This is a genomic window from Halorubrum sp. DM2 (genome assembly GCF_901686465.1).
Taxonomy (GTDB): domain Archaea; phylum Halobacteriota; class Halobacteria; order Halobacteriales; family Haloferacaceae; genus Halorubrum.
In genome coordinates this window covers 1,419,212-1,434,498 of record NZ_LR594487.1, presented here as the reverse complement: position 1 = coordinate 1,434,498, position 15,287 = coordinate 1,419,212, and the positions used below count along the sequence as shown (strand labels likewise).

Sequence of the window (15,287 nt, the reverse complement as noted above, 5' to 3'; positions counted from 1 at the left end):
CAGGCCTCCCGATACGGCACCGACGTTCGGACCGGGCCCTCGTCCGCGGCCGTCGGAGCCGCCTACGACTCGTCGCGTCGGCCGTTCCCGCCTGCTTCGGTGTCGTCGTCCGCATCGACCTTCTCGTCGACTGTCTCTTCGACCTTCTTCTCGACCGTCTCTTCGACGGTTTTCTCGACGGTTTCGCCGACCGTCTCCTCGACGGCCTCCTCGACGGTTTCGCCGACCTTCTCTTCGACGGTCTTCTCGACCGTCTCTTCGACAGTTTCGCCGACCTTCTCTTCGACGGTCTTCTCGACCGTCTCGCCGACGGTCTCTTCGACCTTCCCGGTCACCTCCTCGCTGACGGTGTTACTGACGTCGTCGGCGACCCCGCTTACTTCCTTGTTGACGGTCTCGCCGACGCTCTTCTCGACCTCCTTGCTCACCGTCTCTTCGACCTTCTCGCCGACGGTCTCCTCGACGGTCTTCTCGACTTCCTTGCTCACCGTCTCGCCGACGGTCTTTTCCACCTCTTTGTTGACGGTCTCACCCACGGTCTTCTCGACCTCCTTGTCGACGGTCTCGCCGACGCTCTCTTCGACCTGTTTGCCGACCTGATCTGCGACCTCGCGGGTCATCCAGTCGGGGTCGAACCGCGCCATCTTCCAGACGACGTGGATCACGTACGAGGCGAACACGCCGATCCCGAACGCCATCGCCACGGTGTTCATCTGGGTCGTCGCGATGAGTACGATCGATACGGCGATCAGCGCGCCGTACGCGATGTCGGTTATCGCGTCCACTCGGGCCGGACTTACCATCCTCGCCCCCCCGTCTCACTGTCGAGCGCGTCGCGTCGTCGCGTGGCGTCTCCGTTCATACGTCCGTATTCTGCGCCGCCCGCGTAAAAGCCTCTCATTGTCGTCGCAGCCGGTCGATCGGTTCGCGACCGCCGACGTGCCCGCCCGCCTCGGAGCGCGGTCCTTTTAGCCCGGATGGCCGAACCGAGCGTATGGACATCGAGGAGGGCGGTATCACCGTCTCCGTCCCGGAGGCCCGCGACGGTGCCAGCGAGGGCACCGGCGGCGGCGTCTTCTTCAACCCGACCCAGGAGCTGAACCGCGACGTGACGGTCGCGACGCTGCGCGCCTACCGCGATCGCGAGCCGCGGGCGGCCTCGTATCTGGACGCGATGGCGGCCTCGGGGATCCGCGGCGTCCGCGCCGCCGCCGAGGGGTACGAGGTCACCTGCGCCGACATCGACGCGGACGCGGTCGACCTCGCCGCCGCGAACCTCGACGCCAACGGGCTGGACGGCGAGGCGGTTCACCGCGACGTCAACGCCCTGCTGTACGACGAGGGACCGTTCGACGTCGTCGATCTGGACCCGTACGGCACGCCGATCCCCTTCGCGGACGCGGCGTTCGCGAACGGCCGCAACCTCGTCTGTGTCACCGCCACGGACACCGCGCCGCTTTGCGGTGCCCACCTCCAGAGCGGGATTCGGAAGTACGGCGCGGTCCCGCGCAACACCGACTACCATCCGGAGATGGGGCTTCGGACGCTCGTCTCCGCGCTCGTGCGGACCGCGGCGCGTTACGACAAGGCGGCGCGGCCGATCGTCTCCCACGTCTCCCGCCACTACGCGCGGACCTACCTCGAACTGGAGTCCGGTGCCCGCGCCGCCGACGACTGCCTCGAAGCGCTGGGGCACGTCGACCACTGCGAGGACTGTCTGTGGCGGTCGGCGACACATGGTCGCATCGCCGACCCGGTCGACGCCTGCCCGGAGTGCGGGAGCAACCGCGTCCTCACGGCCGGTCCGATCTGGCTCGGTCCGGTCGCTGACCCCGACTTCGCGCGCGCGGTCCGCCGCGAGGTGACCGACGACATGGGCGAGGCGAAGCGGGCGCGCAAGCTGCTCGGAACCGTCGCGCGCGAACTCGACACGCCGACCCACTACGACCAACACCGGCTGTACAAGCAGTGGGGCGAGCCGGCCATCGGCATGGACGAGTTCGTCGAGCGCCTGCGCGGGGCCGGCCACGAGGCGAGTCGCGCGCACTACCGCGGGACGGCGGTCAAGAGCACGGCGTCTATCCCGCAGATGCGGGAGGCGGTTCTCGGAACGGACGCGGACTAACCCGTTCCTGCCCGCGATCGGTACCCGCCCGCTTTTGTCGCCATCGGCCGAAGGGCGGAGCGTGTTCCGACACTCGCGCACCGCGTTCGGCACGGTTCGGCGCGTCGCCGACCTCGCGATCGACCGACAGGTGACGTTTCTCGCGGCCGCGATCGCCTACTACGCGTTCGTCTCGCTCGTCCCCGCGCTCTTGTTGCTCGTCGTCGTCGCCACCGCGGTCTTCGGCGAGACCATCGCCGCGGAGCTGGTCGCCTCGACGGGGGATTTCCTCACCCCGGCCGGCGAGGAGGCGGTCGTCGGCGCTGTCTCCTCGGCCGGCGGACGGACCGGTGCGAGCCTGCTCGGGCTCGGCGTCCTGCTCTGGTCGACGCTGAAGGTGTTTCGCGGGCTCGACACGGCGTTCGTCTCCCTGTACGGCGGCGACGAGACTCCGGGCTTCCTCAAGCAGGTGGTCGACGCGGCCTCGGTCGTCGTCGCGGTCGGCGTCGGCATCGGCGTGATGGTCGTCGTCGGGGCGTTCGTAGCCGCCGCGGACGCGGTTCCGCTGGTCGAGGCGGCGAGCGTCCTCGCGCTGCCCGCCTTCCTCGCCGCCGTCTTCCTCCCGATGTACTACCTCCTCCCGCAGCCGACGGTGAGCGTCCGCGAGGCGCTGCCGGGCGCGGCGTTCGCGGCGGTCTGCTGGACGCTGCTTCAGGCCGGCTTTCAGGTGTACGCGGTGAGCGCCGCGCAGTACCAAGTGTACGGCGTTATCGGTGGCATCCTGCTGCTCGTCACGTGGCTGTACCTCGCGGCCGTCGTCGTCGTGCTCGGCGGCGTGGTCAACGTGGTACTCGCGGGACGAACCACCCTCGACGGTCCCGATCGAACCGGGGCGACCGCCCGTCCCGCCGCGAGCGCGGACGACGCCGCGGACCGGCAGTTACAACATGACCGCGGCCGACTCACGGGTATGAACGGCGAGTCGGACGCCTCCGGGGACGACGACGAACGGCCGCGCGGCGCGCCGGACGTCGCCGCCCTCGAAGCGGAGGTCCGAGAGCTGCGGTCACAGCTCGACGAGTTCGAGGACGACGTGGAACGACGCACGGTCGACAAACCCGAGGTCGAGTCGGAGCTGAAACGGTACGTCCGGTCCCGAATGCGCCGCGGGCACGCCCGCGGCTGGGGTCCGTACCTCGTCTTGCTGTACGGTACGGTGCTGACGCTCGTGGCGCTGACGTCGCTTCAGGGGATCTACGCGGTCGGTGCCATCGTCGTGCTCGGGCTGTCGACGCTCGGGCTGTACACGATATTCGTTGTGGTCGGCGTCGGGCTGAACCTGCTCGAAACGCCGGGCAAGGCGCTCGATTACGCCCGCGACCGCGGCGATGACTGATCGGGAGACGGGCCGGTGACCGGACTCGTCGCCGCGGACCGCGGACTCGGCGAGACCGCGTTCGTCGAGGCGCTCCCCGAGATTGTCACGGTCGTCTTCGCCGCGGTCACGCACCTCGCGGACCCGTGGTTTCTCTTCGCGCTGCTCGCGGTCGGCTACTGGTTCGCGAGCGACGGGACCGCGGGGTCGCCGCGCCGCGCCGGAGCTACGGCCATCGCGGCCGTCACCTGCGCGTACGCCGCGACGGCGCTCGGCAAGGCGTGGTTCGTGGTGCCCCGGCCGCCCGGCGCGATGGGGCCGGCGGACGTGCCGACGTGGCTCCCCGCCCTCCTCTCGGGCTGGTACGAGGCGCAGGTGCTCTCCGACGGGTTCGGCTTCCCGAGCGGTCACGCCACCGGTGGCGCGGCCGCGTACCTCGCGCTCGCACTGCTGTACGACCGGATCTGGACGCCGAAACCCCGGTACGTCGCTGCCGCGGGGGTCGCCGTCGCCGTCGCGGCCTCGCGCGTCGTCATCGAGGTCCACTACCTCGTCGACGTGGTCGCGGGGCTGATCGTCGGGAGCGGGGTCGTGTTCGGCGCGCTGTGGCTCGCCGGGGACCCGCGGGTCCGCCGGTCGCCGGCGGCGGACTCCCCGGACGGTCCGACCGCCGAACTGAATCCGGAACCCGCGTTCCTGACGGCCGCCGGGCTCTCGCTCGTCGCCGCCGGCGTCGCCCTCGCGGGCGGGCACACCGACGAGGTCGTCGAGGCGGGCATCGGGATCGCCACCGGCTTCGGCGGCGCGATCGGGTGGCGGCTCGTCGACGGCGACGAGCCGCCGCTGTCGGTCCGGGTCGCGGTCCCCGCGCTGGCGGTCACCGGCGCGCTGTGGGTCGGCGCGTACGCGTTCGCCGGGACGCTCCCGGTGACGCTGGCGGCGACGACCGCCGCCGTGGTCGCCGTCGTCGCGCTGCCGGCCCTCCCGGAGTACGCGGGACGGCCGGACTGAGAGCTCCTCGCCGACGGGACCCTCGACGGCTGAAAAAAGCGAAACGCGACTTCGGCCGCGACCGCGGCGACGTGTCGCCTCAGAACGTCTCCAGGTAGCGGTCCTTCTCCCACTGCGACACCTGGGTGAGGTACTCGCTGAACTCCTGGGACTTCGCCTCGGCGAACTTCTCCGAGGTGTGAGGGCCGAGCGCCTCCTGAAGCACCTCGTCTTCTTCCAGCTCCTCGACGGCGGCACCGAGGTTCGGCGGCAGCGTCTCGATGCCGTACTCCTGGCGCTTCTCGTCGTCGAACTCGTAGATGTCCTCGCGGACCGGGTCGCCGGGGTCGGCACCGGTCTTGATCCCGTCGAGACCGGCGGCGATGAGCGACGCCATCGCGAGGTAGGGGTTACAGGACGGGTCGGGGCTGCGGACCTCGAACCGCGCGGAGACGCCGGCGGCGTCCGGGACGCGGACGAGCGCCGAGCGGTTCGTGTCGGACCACGCGACGTAGATGGGTGCCTCGTAGCCGGGCACCAGCCGCTTGTAGGAGTTCACGGTCGGGTTCGTTACGGCCGTGAACGCCTTGGCGTGATTCAGGATGCCGCCCATGAACTGGTAGGCCGTCTCGCTGAGATTGAACTCGTCGCCCTCGTCGGCGAACGCGTTGCCGTCCTCGTCGAAAAGCGAGATGTGGCTGTGCATGCCCGAGCCGTTGATGTCCGCGATCGGCTTGGGCATGAACGTCGCGTGGAGGTCGTGTTGCGCGGCGACCGCGCGGACGACGGCACGGAACGTCGCGATGTTGTCCGCGGTCGTGAGCGCGTCGTCGTACTTGAAGTTGATCTCGTGTTGGCCCTTGGCGACCTCGTGGTGCGAGGCCTCGATCTCGAAGCCCATCTCTTCGAGGGTGAAGATGATCTCCTTGCGCACGTCGGACGCGAGGTCCTTCGGGGCGAGATCGAAGTAGCCGCCGTTGTCGTGGGGGTTCGTCGTCGCGTTCCCCTCGTCGTCGGTCTTGAAGAGGAAGAACTCCGGCTCGGGACCGATGGAAACGGAGTACCCCATCTCCTCGGCCTCTTCGAGGACGCTCTTGAGCACCTGGCGCGGACCGCCGACGAACGGCTCGCCGTCGGTGTCGACGATGTCACAGATGAGCCGAGCGGCCGCGGAGCCGTCCTCCCCGCTGCGCCACGGAAGCACCGCGAACGTGTCGGGATCGGGGACGAGTCGCATGTCCGACTCCTGGATGCGCACGAACCCCTCGATGGAAGAGCCGTCGAAGTAGATGCCCTCGGTGAACGCCTTCTCGGCCTGGTGAGCGGGCACGGAGACGTTCTTTACGGTGCCGAGGATGTCGGTGAACTGAAGCCGCAGGAAATCGACGTTCTCCTCCTCGATCTCGTCGAGTACCGCCTGTTCCTCGGCCGTGAGGCCGCCGTCCGGTTTCGCGTGTTCGTCCGTCATGTTCTGGACGCTTGATTCGTTATCTGCCAGTATAAAGGCCTTATCGCTTGGCGCATGAACCGCCGGGTAGGCAAAACTGCTGGACGTTCGTAAAATTCTAATCCCCCGGAAGCGTGATCGATTGTGATGACGTACGAAAACCTCGACGCGAAGCTCATTAACTCCCTGCTCAGTAACGGCCGCGCGAGCCTTCGAAGCCTCGGGGACGAGTTGGACGTCTCGGTGACGACGGTGTCGAACCACCTCCGCGACCTCGAAGAAGAGGGAGTCATTCGGGGGTATACGCCCGTCGTCGACTACGACAAGCTCGGCTACGACGTCACCGCTATCCTCCAGCTCAAGGTCGAGGGGAGCGCCCTGCCGGACGTCACGGAGAAGCTGCGGCAGGAGAAACAGATGGTGAGCGTCTACGAGGTCACCGGCGACTACGACGTGATCGCGATCGGGAAGTTCACCGACACCGACGGGATGAACGACCAGATCAAGTCGATCCTCACGGACGCCGACATCCGCGAGTCGAACACGAGCGTCGTCCTGAACGCGGTCACCGAGAACGCGCAGTTCGACCTCGACGTCGACGAGGAGTGAGTCGGCCGACGGTCCCGTAGCCCGCTACTCCCGCTTCGCCGCCGCCTCCAGCACTTCGACCGCCGGGAGCGGCTCGCCCGTCAGCGCGCGGATGTACGCCCCGCCCGCGATGGAGACGTGCGAGAAGTCCGCCTCGCTCATGCCGTACATCTCGATGGCCCGCGAGGTGTCGCCGCCGCCGACGACCGAGAAGCAGTCGGTCTCGGCGATGGTCTCTAAGACGCCGACCGTCCCGTCCGCGAACCGCTCGTCCTCGAAGACGCCGAGCGCGCCCTTCACGAAGACGGCGTCGGACTCGCGGATCGCCGGCTCGTAGTCGGCGACCGTCTCCGAGCCGACGTCGAGGTACCCTTCCGTCTTCTCGTCGATGTCGTCGACGGCGACCTCTGCGCGGTCCCCGTCGGGACCCTCGTACGCGAGGTCGCTCGCCAGCCGGACCGCGTCGCCGCGCTCGCCGAGCACCGACTCGATCAGCTCGCGGTTGGCCTCCCACTGCTCGTCGAACAGATCCATCTCCCCGACGTCGTGACCGACCGGGTGACCCGCGGCGCGCAAGAACAGCTCGCCCGCGACGCCCCCGAGCAGGAAGCGGTCGACTTTGTCGTCTAACGCGTCCATCACGCCGATCACGTCGGTCGCCTTCGTCCCGCCGACGACCATCGTCACCGGGCCGTCGAACTCGCGGGTCGCGATGGCGGTGTTCGCCTCGTACTCCGTCTCCATCACGCGACCCGCGTACGCGGGGAGGGCGAGCGGAAACCCGACCAGCGAGGCGTGCTTCCGGTGGGCCGCCGAGTACGCGTCGTTGACGTACGCGTCGAAGTGCGGTGCCAGCGTCCGAACGAACTCGGTCTCGGCCTTCTCCTCGGGCGACTCCTCCGGGAGTTCGCCGTCGCACATTCGGGTGTTCTCCAAGAGGAGGACCTCGCCCGCGCCGAGCGCGTCGATCGCCGCCAGCGCCTCGTCGCCGTAGGTGTCGGCGACGAAGTCCACGTCGCGGCCGACGTGGTCGGCGAGGATCGCGGCGTGGCCCGAAAGCGACGTGAAGTCGTCGCGGCCGGGACGGCCCTGATGGGCCATGAGCACGACGCGATGACCGGCCTCGGCCAGTTCGCGGACGGTCCGTGCGTGGCGCTCGAAGCGTCGGTTGTCCTGCGGTTCGCCGTCCTCGACCGGGGAGTTGAGGTCGAGTCGGACGAGGACACGCGAGTCTGTCGGAAGGTCGTCGATGGTGTCGAAAGTGGGCATGGATGAACGGTCGTCGATGAGCTATTTAAGCGATGGCGCTTCGGGAAACGTTGCGGTCGAGAAACTGTGCCGTCGAAAACGCGGCCCGCGCTCGCCGCTTACGCCTCGTCGTGGACGTACGCGGCCATGTCGAGCATCCGGTTCGAGAAGCCGTACTCGTTGTCGTACCAGGTGAGGATCTTCAGGAGCTTCCCGCCGGCGATGACGTTCGTCGACTGGAGGTCGACGTAGCTGGAGAAGGGGAGGCCGACGATGTCCGAGGAGACGACCTCGTCGTCGGTGTAGCCGAGAACGCCCGCGAGCGGGCCGGAGTCGGCCGCGTCGCGGAAGGCGGCGTTGACATCCTCCTCGGTGACCTGCTCGTCGAGGCTGACGACGAACTCGGTGATGGAGCCGGTCGGAACCGGGACGCGCATCGCCATCCCGTCGATTTTGCCCTCCAGTTGCGGGAGGACCTCCTGCGCAGCGCCCGCCGCGCCGGTCGAGGTGGGGACGATGTTCTCGGCGGCCGCGCGGCCGCGGCGGCGCTTCGACATCGGACCGTCGATGAGGCTCTGCGAGCCGGTGTAGGCGTGGACGGTGGTGAGGGTCCCGGCGTCGATGCCGAACTCCGCGTCGAGCACCTTCGCGACCGGCGTGATGGAGTTCGTCGTACAGGAGGCGTTCGAGATCACGTCGTCGCCCTCGTACTCGTCGTGGTTGACGCCGTAGACGAGCTGTTTGACCGGCTTCTCGCCCTTCGGCGGGGCGGAGATGATCACGGTGTCCGCGCCGCCGTCGAGGTGCGCGCTCGCGTCGTCGCGGGTGCGGAAGATGCCCGTACACTCTAAGGCGACGTCGACGTCGAGCTCGTCCCACGGGAGGTCAGCGGGATCCTGAACGTTGAACAGCGGAACCGAGGTCCCGCCGATCGTCAGCTCCTCGCCGTCGCGCTCGACGCCGTCGAGCCGACCCATGACGGTGTCGTACTTCGCGAGGTAGCCCATGTCGTCGAAATCCATCACGTCGTTGATCCCGACGAGTTCGATCCGCGGACTCTCCAAGACCGCGCGGAACACGTTGCGCCCGATGCGACCGAAGCCGTTGAGTCCCACTCGAACGACCTCGTCGTCGCTCACGTCGTCGCCAGCTGCCAGATGCGATTTACTCATGTTCGAAAAAGGCGAGAGCCAACTACTTAAATCCGGCTCAGTCGCCCCGAGATCGTCATAATCGTTCGAATTTGTTACGAACGGCCGCGTCGACGGCGGCTCTGATGGCGGCCGATACGGCGACCGACAGAAGGCTTATCGGGGTCACCGACTTCACGGGAGGTATGGACAGAGACGACCGCGACGATCCGTTCGGAGACTTCTTCGAGGAGATCGAGCGGATGATGAACGAGATGGCCAACGCGAACGGGCCGTCCGCGGACGACGCCGGGTTCGGCTCCGACACCCACGTCGACGCGTATGCCACCGAGGAGTCGGTACGTCTCGTCGCCGACCTCCCCGCCGTCTCGAAGGAGGACCTCTCGCTGCGCTGCGACGGCGACGCGCTCACCATCTCCGCGGTCTCCGACCGGCGCGAGTACGACGAGACCGTCGACCTCCCCGCGCCCGTCGACGAACACTCCGCCGACGCGACGTTCAACAACGGCGTCCTGGAGGTCACGTTCGACCGCGCCGACGACAGCGCGTCGATCGACCTCGTCTGAGTCGCTCTCTGCCTCCGTCTCTTCGCCGTCCTTCGGCTACTCTCTGCTAGCGGTCCGTCGGATCAGCGCCGCGAGTCGGTCGTAGAAGTCGTCCTCGTACTTCGTCGCGGCGTCGACGGTCGGCCGGGCGTTCGTCTCGTTGACGACGAGCCGGTCGTCGGTCGCCAGCAGGTCGACGCCCAGGTAGTCGATCCCCAGCGTCTCGGCCGCGCGCTCGGCGAGGTCGCGCGCCTCGGAGTCGAGGTCGACGCCGCGGGCCGTCGCGCCCCGGTGGACGTTGTGTTTCCACCGGCCGGCCGCGAGCGCGTCGTCGTCGAGAACGCGTTCCACCGCCCCCGCGTACCGCCCGTCGACGACCATCGCGCGGTAGTCGCGGGCGTCCGGGAGGAACTCTTGGATCAGGAACGACTTGTCGCCCGTCGCGCGGTAGTCGTGGATCAGGTTCAGGTAGTCGACGACGCCGAGAAGCGAGTCGAGGTCGCTCGCGGTCGCGACCCCCACCCCGCGGGTCGCGGAGTTCGGCTTGACGACGACGGGGTACGAAAAGTCGTTGACGGCGTCGACGACGACCGACTCGTCGACGGGGTTCGAGACGAGCGTCGTCCCGGGGGTGGGGAGTCCGGCGGCGTCGAGCGCCGCCAGCACGCCCGCCTTGTTCCGCGAGGTCACGACCGCGTCGCGGCCGTTCACCCACGGGACGCCCAACCGCTCGTCGACGACCGCGCCCTCCATGAGCCGCGTCGGATAGACGAGACCGACGTCGAAGCCGTCGAACTCGTCCGCCGGCTCCGCTCTCTCGCCGCCCCCGCTCGAAACTCGCAGGGATCGCTCTTTCGCCCGCACGTGGCCGACCTCGATCCCGCGCTCGCCGAGCGGCTCGCGCACGCGTTCGAACGTCTCCGCGTCGGTGGTCATCGCGAGCCGGATCATACCATCGCTGGGGACCGTTCGGACTTAAAAACCGCGCGAGCAGGAGTGGACCACTGCGGTGGCGCGCGCCTCCGAGGCCGCATCGCGGCCGAGGAGCGCCGCGCGAGGGAGTCGACCGGTCGGAGCGAAGCGGAGACCGGTCGACGAGGCTGGGGAGGCGTGAGGTGCTGTGCTGTGCTGTGCGCGGCGGGACTCGAAGGGGCAGCCGTGAGGCGGACGCAGGCGACGTAAGGACCGCAGGGAGCGAGCGCAGCGAGCGACTGAGGACCGCAGCGAGCGTGCGTCCGCCTCACGGCTGGGGCTTCGGAGCGGTCCGTGCCGATCGGTGATTTATAAACAGGAACACTACTGTACAGCCGAGCGGTTGGGACTCTGGAGGTGTTCTTGGTTGACTCGATTGTACCGACGTATCCCCGAGAGATCGGGAAATCAGCGCCGATCCGAGAAACGGACGAGCGTCACGGAACTCCCCAGAACTCGCCGACTGCTCCCACGACCCGTTATTGAAGGTGGCCTTCCTCGCGGAGCTGTTCGGCCTCGCTCTTCTCGTAGCGCCACGAGATGTCGGCCTTCTCGTCCTGCCAGTCCCACGGCTCGACGAGGACGATGTCGTCTTCGCGGATCCACACGCGCTTTTGCATCCGGCCGGGGATGCGCGCGGTCCGTTCGTTCCCGTCCGCACAGCGCACTTTGACGCGGTTCGCGCCGAGCATCTCGACGACCTCCGCGAACACCTCGTCGTCGTCGGGCATCCGGAGGTCGTTCCGACCGCTGCCGTCTCCGTTGCTCATGCGTACGCGGCCATACGCACTCGCCGAAATAAAAGGGCCGCTCTCTGTCGGGACCGAAACGGCCCTTTTAGGTCACCGGACCGCGGACCCGACGGCATGCGCGACACGCTCGGAATTGAAGGAATCGTCGGCCTCCTCGTCGTCTTCGCCGGAATCGGCATTCTGACCCTCCACGACCCGGTCGTCGCGGGCGCGCTGATGGTGGTTCTGGCCGGGCTCGCGCTGATCGCGAAGGGGCTGGCCGACACCGTCATGCGGTCGTTCGGACTGAAGTGACCGGGGCGCGACGGCCCGCGGCGTCGACCACGCCGGCACGCCCGGCTCGGCGTTCACCGTTCTCTCGAAAGAGTCATAATGATCGACCGTCCCCCTCGGGTATGGTCGAAGTACCCGCCGTCGCGGTCGAACTCGCCGAACTCCTCGTCGTCACCCTCGGTGCCGGCGTCGCGTCCGTGATCGGCGTCGTACTCGAACAGTTCGGACTCTCCGCCGTCTCGGGCGGCCAACTCGTGCTCGGCGCGTGGGCCGTCGGCATGGGCCTGATCGCGCTGTACGTGGGGCTCGTCGGGCTCGGCTACGAGCAGGGGATTCCCCGGCTCCGGCGACTCGCGAACGGCGAATAGGCGCTACGGCCGCCCCGCCACAGCTCCCTCCGCTCCGGCTCCCTCTGCTACAGCTCCCCCCGCTCCGGTCCCCGCTGCTATAACTCCCCCTCCGCCGCCAGTTCGCGCACCGCCGCCGCGCGCTCGCGGATCGCCGTCCACTCCTCGTCGTCCTTCCCGTCGACGTGCGAGTACATCAGTCCCATCCGCCCGGTGCCGCGAAGCGTCTCCTCGTTCTCCTTCAGGAAGTCCCAGTACAGCGCGTTGAACGGACACGCCCCCTCGCCCGTCGTCCGCGAGACGGCGTACGGGCAGTCGGCGCAGTGGTCGCTCATCCGGTTGACGTAGCTCCCCGAGGAGGCGTACGGCCTCGAGGAGAGGACGTCGGTGCCGAACGAGCCCATCGCGACGACGTTCGGCGTCGTCACCCAGTGGTAGGCGTCGACGAAGCCGAGGTGGAACCACTCGTTTAACTCGCCGGGGTCGACGCCGTACACCAACGCGAAGTTCGAAAGCACCATGAGCCGCTCGATGTGATGTGCGTAGCCGAACTCGCGGACGTGGCCCACCGCCTCGGAGAGACACTCCATGTCGGTCTCGCCGTCCCAGTAGGCGGGCGGCAGCTCCCGCTTTTGTTCCAGCTTGTTCGCGTCGGCCAGTTCGGGCATCGCTTCCCGATAGACGTGGCGCACGAACTCCCGCCAGCCGATCACCTGCCTGATGAACCCCTCCGCGGCGTTGAGCGGGACGGGGGCGAGGTCGTCGTTCGCGCCCCCGGTCGCGGCGTCTCCGTCGCCGAACTCGTCGAGCGACGTCGACGCCCCGCCCGCGTCTCCGTGCCGATCGGGGTCGTACGCGCCCGGCTCGACGCCCCGTTCCTCGTAGGCACGCTCGACCGCGCGGACCGGCTCGCGGGGGTCGAGCAGCCCGAGGTTGATCGCCGGCGAGAGCAGCGAGTGCGAGAGGAACGGCTCGCCGCCGACCATCGCGTCCTGATACCGGCCGAACGCGGGCAGCCCCTCGCGGACGAACCGGTCGAGCGCCTCCAGCGCCTCCGCCCGGGTGACCGGCCACGCGAACCCGTCGAGCGAGTCGTTCCCCCACGTGTCGAACCGCTCGCGGACCCACGCGTGCGTCTCGCGGGTCAGCTCGTCCGGCTCGAACGTCGGCCGCCCGGGCGGCTCCCACTCGTCCGGCGGCGTCTCCTGGTTCGCGTCGTCGTAGTTCCACTCCCCGCCGACGGGGTCGCCGTCGTCCATCAGCACGCCCGTCTCCCGGCGGACGTGTCGGTACCAGTTCTCCTGTCGGTAGGTGCGCTCGGCGGCCCCGCCGGGACCGATCTCGGTCTCCTCCCCGCCGGCCCACGCCCGCCAGTCGGCCGGGGTCGTCCAGAACAGCTCGTTGTCGACGAGTTCGAGGGTCCCGCCGCGCTCGGCGACCAGTTCGCGGAGCCGGTCGCCCGCCCCGTGGCTCGCGGGGCGCATGAGCCGCAGGTCGGGCGCGTCGCCGCCGCCTTCCGTCTCCGCCGAACGCTCAGCGAAGAACTCGTCGAGGCCTTCGCCGAACGACTCGGCCCGCACGTAGGTCACGTCGTGGCCGCCCTCGCGGAGCCGGTCTCGGAAGTGCCGCATCGCAGAGAACACTACCGTTAGCTTGTGCGCGTGGTACGGTTTCCGGTCGGCGAACCCGTGCGCCTCGATCAACAGTACGTCGTCGGCGTCGTCGAGGACGTCGAGGTCGGGGTTGAGCTGGTCGCCGAGCAGCCAGCAGGTCGTCCGGTCGCTCACGTCGATCGACACGGGAGCCAGCGGCATAGCTCCGGCGGCGCGCGTAGCTTTTTGTCCTCGCCTCGAACTAATCTCAGTATGGAGTACACGACCCTCGGTTCCACCGGCACCACCGTCTCGAAGATATGTCTGGGCTGTATGAGCTTCGGCGACTCCGACTGGCGCGAGTGGGTCCTCGACGAGGAGGAGGGGAAAGAGCTGATCGAGCGCGCGATCGACCTCGGCGTGAACTTCTTCGACACCGCCAACATGTACTCGAACGGCGAGAGCGAGCGCGTCCTCGGCGACGCGCTCGACGGGTACGACCGCGACGAGTACGTCCTCGCCACGAAGGGGTACTTCCAGATGGACGAGTCGAATCCGAACTCGGGCGGCCTCTCGCGGAAGGCGATCGAACAGGAGCTGGAACACAGCCTCGACCGGCTCAGCGTCGACACGATCGACCTCTACCAGATCCACCGCTGGGACGACGAGACCCCGATCGAGGAGACACTCGCCGCGCTCGACGATGCCGTGCGACGCGGCGACGTGCGGTACATCGGCGCGTCCTCGATGTGGGCCCACCAGTTCGCGGACGCCCTACACACCAGCGAGCGCGAGGGGTACGAGCGGTTCGCCGCGATGCAAAACCACTACAACCTCGCGTACCGCGAGGAGGAACGGGAGATGCTGCCGTTATGCGAGAAGGAGAACGTCGGCGTGATGCCGTGGAGTCCGCTCGCCCGCGGCTACCTGACCCGTCCGCACGAGGACGTCGACGCGACGCTCCGCGGCGAGACCGAAGAGCACCTCTACGCGCACCCGTACCGCGAGGGCGGCGGGCTCGCGGTCAACGAGCGCGTCGAGGAGCTGGCCGCGGAGAAGGGCGTGAAGATGGCCCAGATCGCGCTCGCGTGGCTGTTCCGCAAGGAGTGGGTCGACACCCCCATCGTCGGCACGACGAGCGTCGAACACCTCGAAGACGCAGTCGAGGCGCTGGATATCGACCTGTCCGACTCGGACATCGAGTGGCTCGAAGCGCCGTACGAGCCGGTCCGCGTCTCCGGACACGAGTGACGCCGGAGCAGACCGCGGCGCTCACCGCCGAGGTATAAATACACCGTCGCGGACGCCACGACAACCCTTTTCGGCAGCGCCGCCGAACCGTGGCGCATGGCAGACGACGACGCCACAGACCCCGAGAACGGCGAGGCCGGCGAACAGGGCGACGCCCCCGAGGGCGACGACGGCGAGGAGAAGTCCTTCCGCGAGCGCGTCGAGGAGATCCGCGAGCGACGCGAACAGGAGCGCGAGGAGGGCGACCGGCCCGACCCCGAGGAGATGATGGGCGGCGGCGGCCCGCCGGGGATGGGCGGTGGCGGCGGCGGCAACCCCTTCGCACAGATGATGTCCGGCATGATGGGCGGTGGCGGCGGCGGTCCCGGCGGCGCGGGCGGTCCGCCCGGCATGGGCGGCGGTCCCGGCGCGCAGGGCGAGCGCGGCGGCCGCGGCGACGACGGCGGCAACGAGGAACTGGTCCGCGAGGTCCGCCAGCTCCGCGACGAGGTCCGCGACGCGACCCGCCAGCTTCAGCGCATCGCGCAGGCGCTCGAAGACGACTGACCGACGCGACCGCTCGACGACGCGTTCTTTCCGTTTCTTGACGGAAGCAGTCACCGGACAGCCGGCCGGCTGGCGAAACGCGTGAGACCGGATCCGGATTCCGAAA

16 protein-coding genes are annotated in these 15,287 nt (G+C 68.7%); 9 read left to right on the top strand and 7 right to left on the bottom strand.

Going from position 1 to position 15,287, the window contains the following annotated elements; genetic code table 11:
* Positions 1 to 62: 62 nt before the first annotated feature.
* Complete coding sequence (locus QOL69_RS07310; protein ID WP_283402664.1) at positions 63 to 803, bottom strand: hypothetical protein; 741 nt, start codon at positions 801 to 803, stop codon at positions 63 to 65.
* A gap of 191 nt (positions 804 to 994) precedes the next feature.
* Between QOL69_RS07310 and QOL69_RS07305 the strand changes: the two genes are divergently transcribed.
* From QOL69_RS07305 to QOL69_RS07295, 3 genes are all read left to right on the top strand, one after another.
* Entirely contained in the window at positions 995 to 2,125 is a 1,131-nt protein-coding gene (locus QOL69_RS07305; RefSeq protein ID WP_283402663.1) for a tRNA (guanine(26)-N(2))-dimethyltransferase, read from the top strand.
* Positions 2,126 to 2,186: 61 nt separating this feature from the next.
* On the top strand, positions 2,187 to 3,500 hold the full coding sequence (locus QOL69_RS07300) for a YihY/virulence factor BrkB family protein (protein WP_283402662.1): 1,314 nt from the start codon (positions 2,187 to 2,189) through the stop codon (positions 3,498 to 3,500).
* Positions 3,501 to 3,515: 15 nt separating this feature from the next.
* Positions 3,516 to 4,490, top strand: a complete 975-nt coding sequence (locus tag QOL69_RS07295; protein ID WP_283402661.1) for a phosphatase PAP2 family protein — start codon at positions 3,516 to 3,518, stop codon at positions 4,488 to 4,490.
* 79 nt (positions 4,491 to 4,569) lie between these two features.
* Here the strand turns inward: QOL69_RS07295 and glnA are convergent, their stop codons facing one another.
* Positions 4,570 to 5,937: a type I glutamate--ammonia ligase gene (gene glnA, locus QOL69_RS07290; protein ID WP_283402660.1), complete on the bottom strand. Its 1,368-nt coding sequence runs from the start codon at positions 5,935 to 5,937 to the stop codon at positions 4,570 to 4,572.
* 126 nt (positions 5,938 to 6,063) lie between these two features.
* Here glnA and lrp point away from each other — a divergent pair, with 126 nt between their 5' ends.
* Positions 6,064 to 6,525, top strand: coding sequence for an HTH-type transcriptional regulator Lrp (lrp, locus tag QOL69_RS07285; RefSeq protein WP_048078212.1), 462 nt, complete (start codon positions 6,064 to 6,066; stop codon positions 6,523 to 6,525).
* Positions 6,526 to 6,549: 24 nt separating this feature from the next.
* Here the strand turns inward: lrp and QOL69_RS07280 are convergent, their stop codons facing one another.
* Positions 6,550 to 7,773 (bottom strand): phosphoglycerate kinase, encoded by a 1,224-nt coding sequence (locus QOL69_RS07280; RefSeq protein WP_283402659.1) that lies wholly within the window; start codon positions 7,771 to 7,773, stop codon positions 6,550 to 6,552.
* A gap of 98 nt (positions 7,774 to 7,871) precedes the next feature.
* The gene (gene gap, locus QOL69_RS07275) at positions 7,872 to 8,924 is read right to left on the bottom strand and encodes a type I glyceraldehyde-3-phosphate dehydrogenase (protein ID WP_283402658.1); all 1,053 of its coding nucleotides are present in this window, start codon (positions 8,922 to 8,924) and stop codon (positions 7,872 to 7,874) included.
* 164 nt (positions 8,925 to 9,088) lie between these two features.
* On the opposite strand from gap, the gene QOL69_RS07270 reads away from it, so the two are divergent.
* Complete coding sequence (locus QOL69_RS07270; protein WP_048078245.1) at positions 9,089 to 9,469, top strand: Hsp20/alpha crystallin family protein; 381 nt, start codon at positions 9,089 to 9,091, stop codon at positions 9,467 to 9,469.
* Between the two features lie 36 nt (positions 9,470 to 9,505).
* Here QOL69_RS07270 and QOL69_RS07265 read toward each other — a convergent pair whose 3' ends face one another.
* Together QOL69_RS07265 and eif1A are read right to left on the bottom strand one after the other, a co-directional pair.
* Complete coding sequence (locus QOL69_RS07265; RefSeq protein WP_283402657.1) at positions 9,506 to 10,399, bottom strand: ATP-grasp domain-containing protein; 894 nt, start codon at positions 10,397 to 10,399, stop codon at positions 9,506 to 9,508.
* A 500-nt stretch (positions 10,400 to 10,899) separates the two neighbouring features.
* Entirely contained in the window at positions 10,900 to 11,190 is a 291-nt protein-coding gene (gene eif1A / locus QOL69_RS07260; protein ID WP_008584833.1) for a translation initiation factor eIF-1A, read from the bottom strand.
* A gap of 96 nt (positions 11,191 to 11,286) precedes the next feature.
* On the opposite strand from eif1A, the gene QOL69_RS07255 reads away from it, so the two are divergent.
* Positions 11,287 to 11,466, top strand: coding sequence for a DUF7470 family protein (locus tag QOL69_RS07255; protein ID WP_048078209.1), 180 nt, complete (start codon positions 11,287 to 11,289; stop codon positions 11,464 to 11,466).
* Positions 11,467 to 11,567: 101 nt separating this feature from the next.
* A complete protein-coding gene (locus tag QOL69_RS07250) occupies positions 11,568 to 11,813 on the top strand; it encodes a DUF8151 family protein (RefSeq protein WP_283402656.1) in 246 nt (81 codons plus the stop codon).
* A 77-nt stretch (positions 11,814 to 11,890) separates the two neighbouring features.
* Here the strand turns inward: QOL69_RS07250 and QOL69_RS07245 are convergent, their stop codons facing one another.
* A complete protein-coding gene (locus QOL69_RS07245; RefSeq protein WP_283402655.1) occupies positions 11,891 to 13,579 on the bottom strand; it encodes a cryptochrome/photolyase family protein in 1,689 nt (562 codons plus the stop codon).
* Between the two features lie 78 nt (positions 13,580 to 13,657).
* Here QOL69_RS07245 and QOL69_RS07240 point away from each other — a divergent pair, with 78 nt between their 5' ends.
* Entirely contained in the window at positions 13,658 to 14,635 is a 978-nt protein-coding gene (locus QOL69_RS07240; protein WP_283402654.1) for an aldo/keto reductase, read from the top strand.
* Between the two features lie 96 nt (positions 14,636 to 14,731).
* A complete protein-coding gene (locus QOL69_RS07235) occupies positions 14,732 to 15,181 on the top strand; it encodes a hypothetical protein (protein WP_283402653.1) in 450 nt (149 codons plus the stop codon).
* The last annotated feature ends 106 nt before the right edge of the window (positions 15,182 to 15,287 follow it).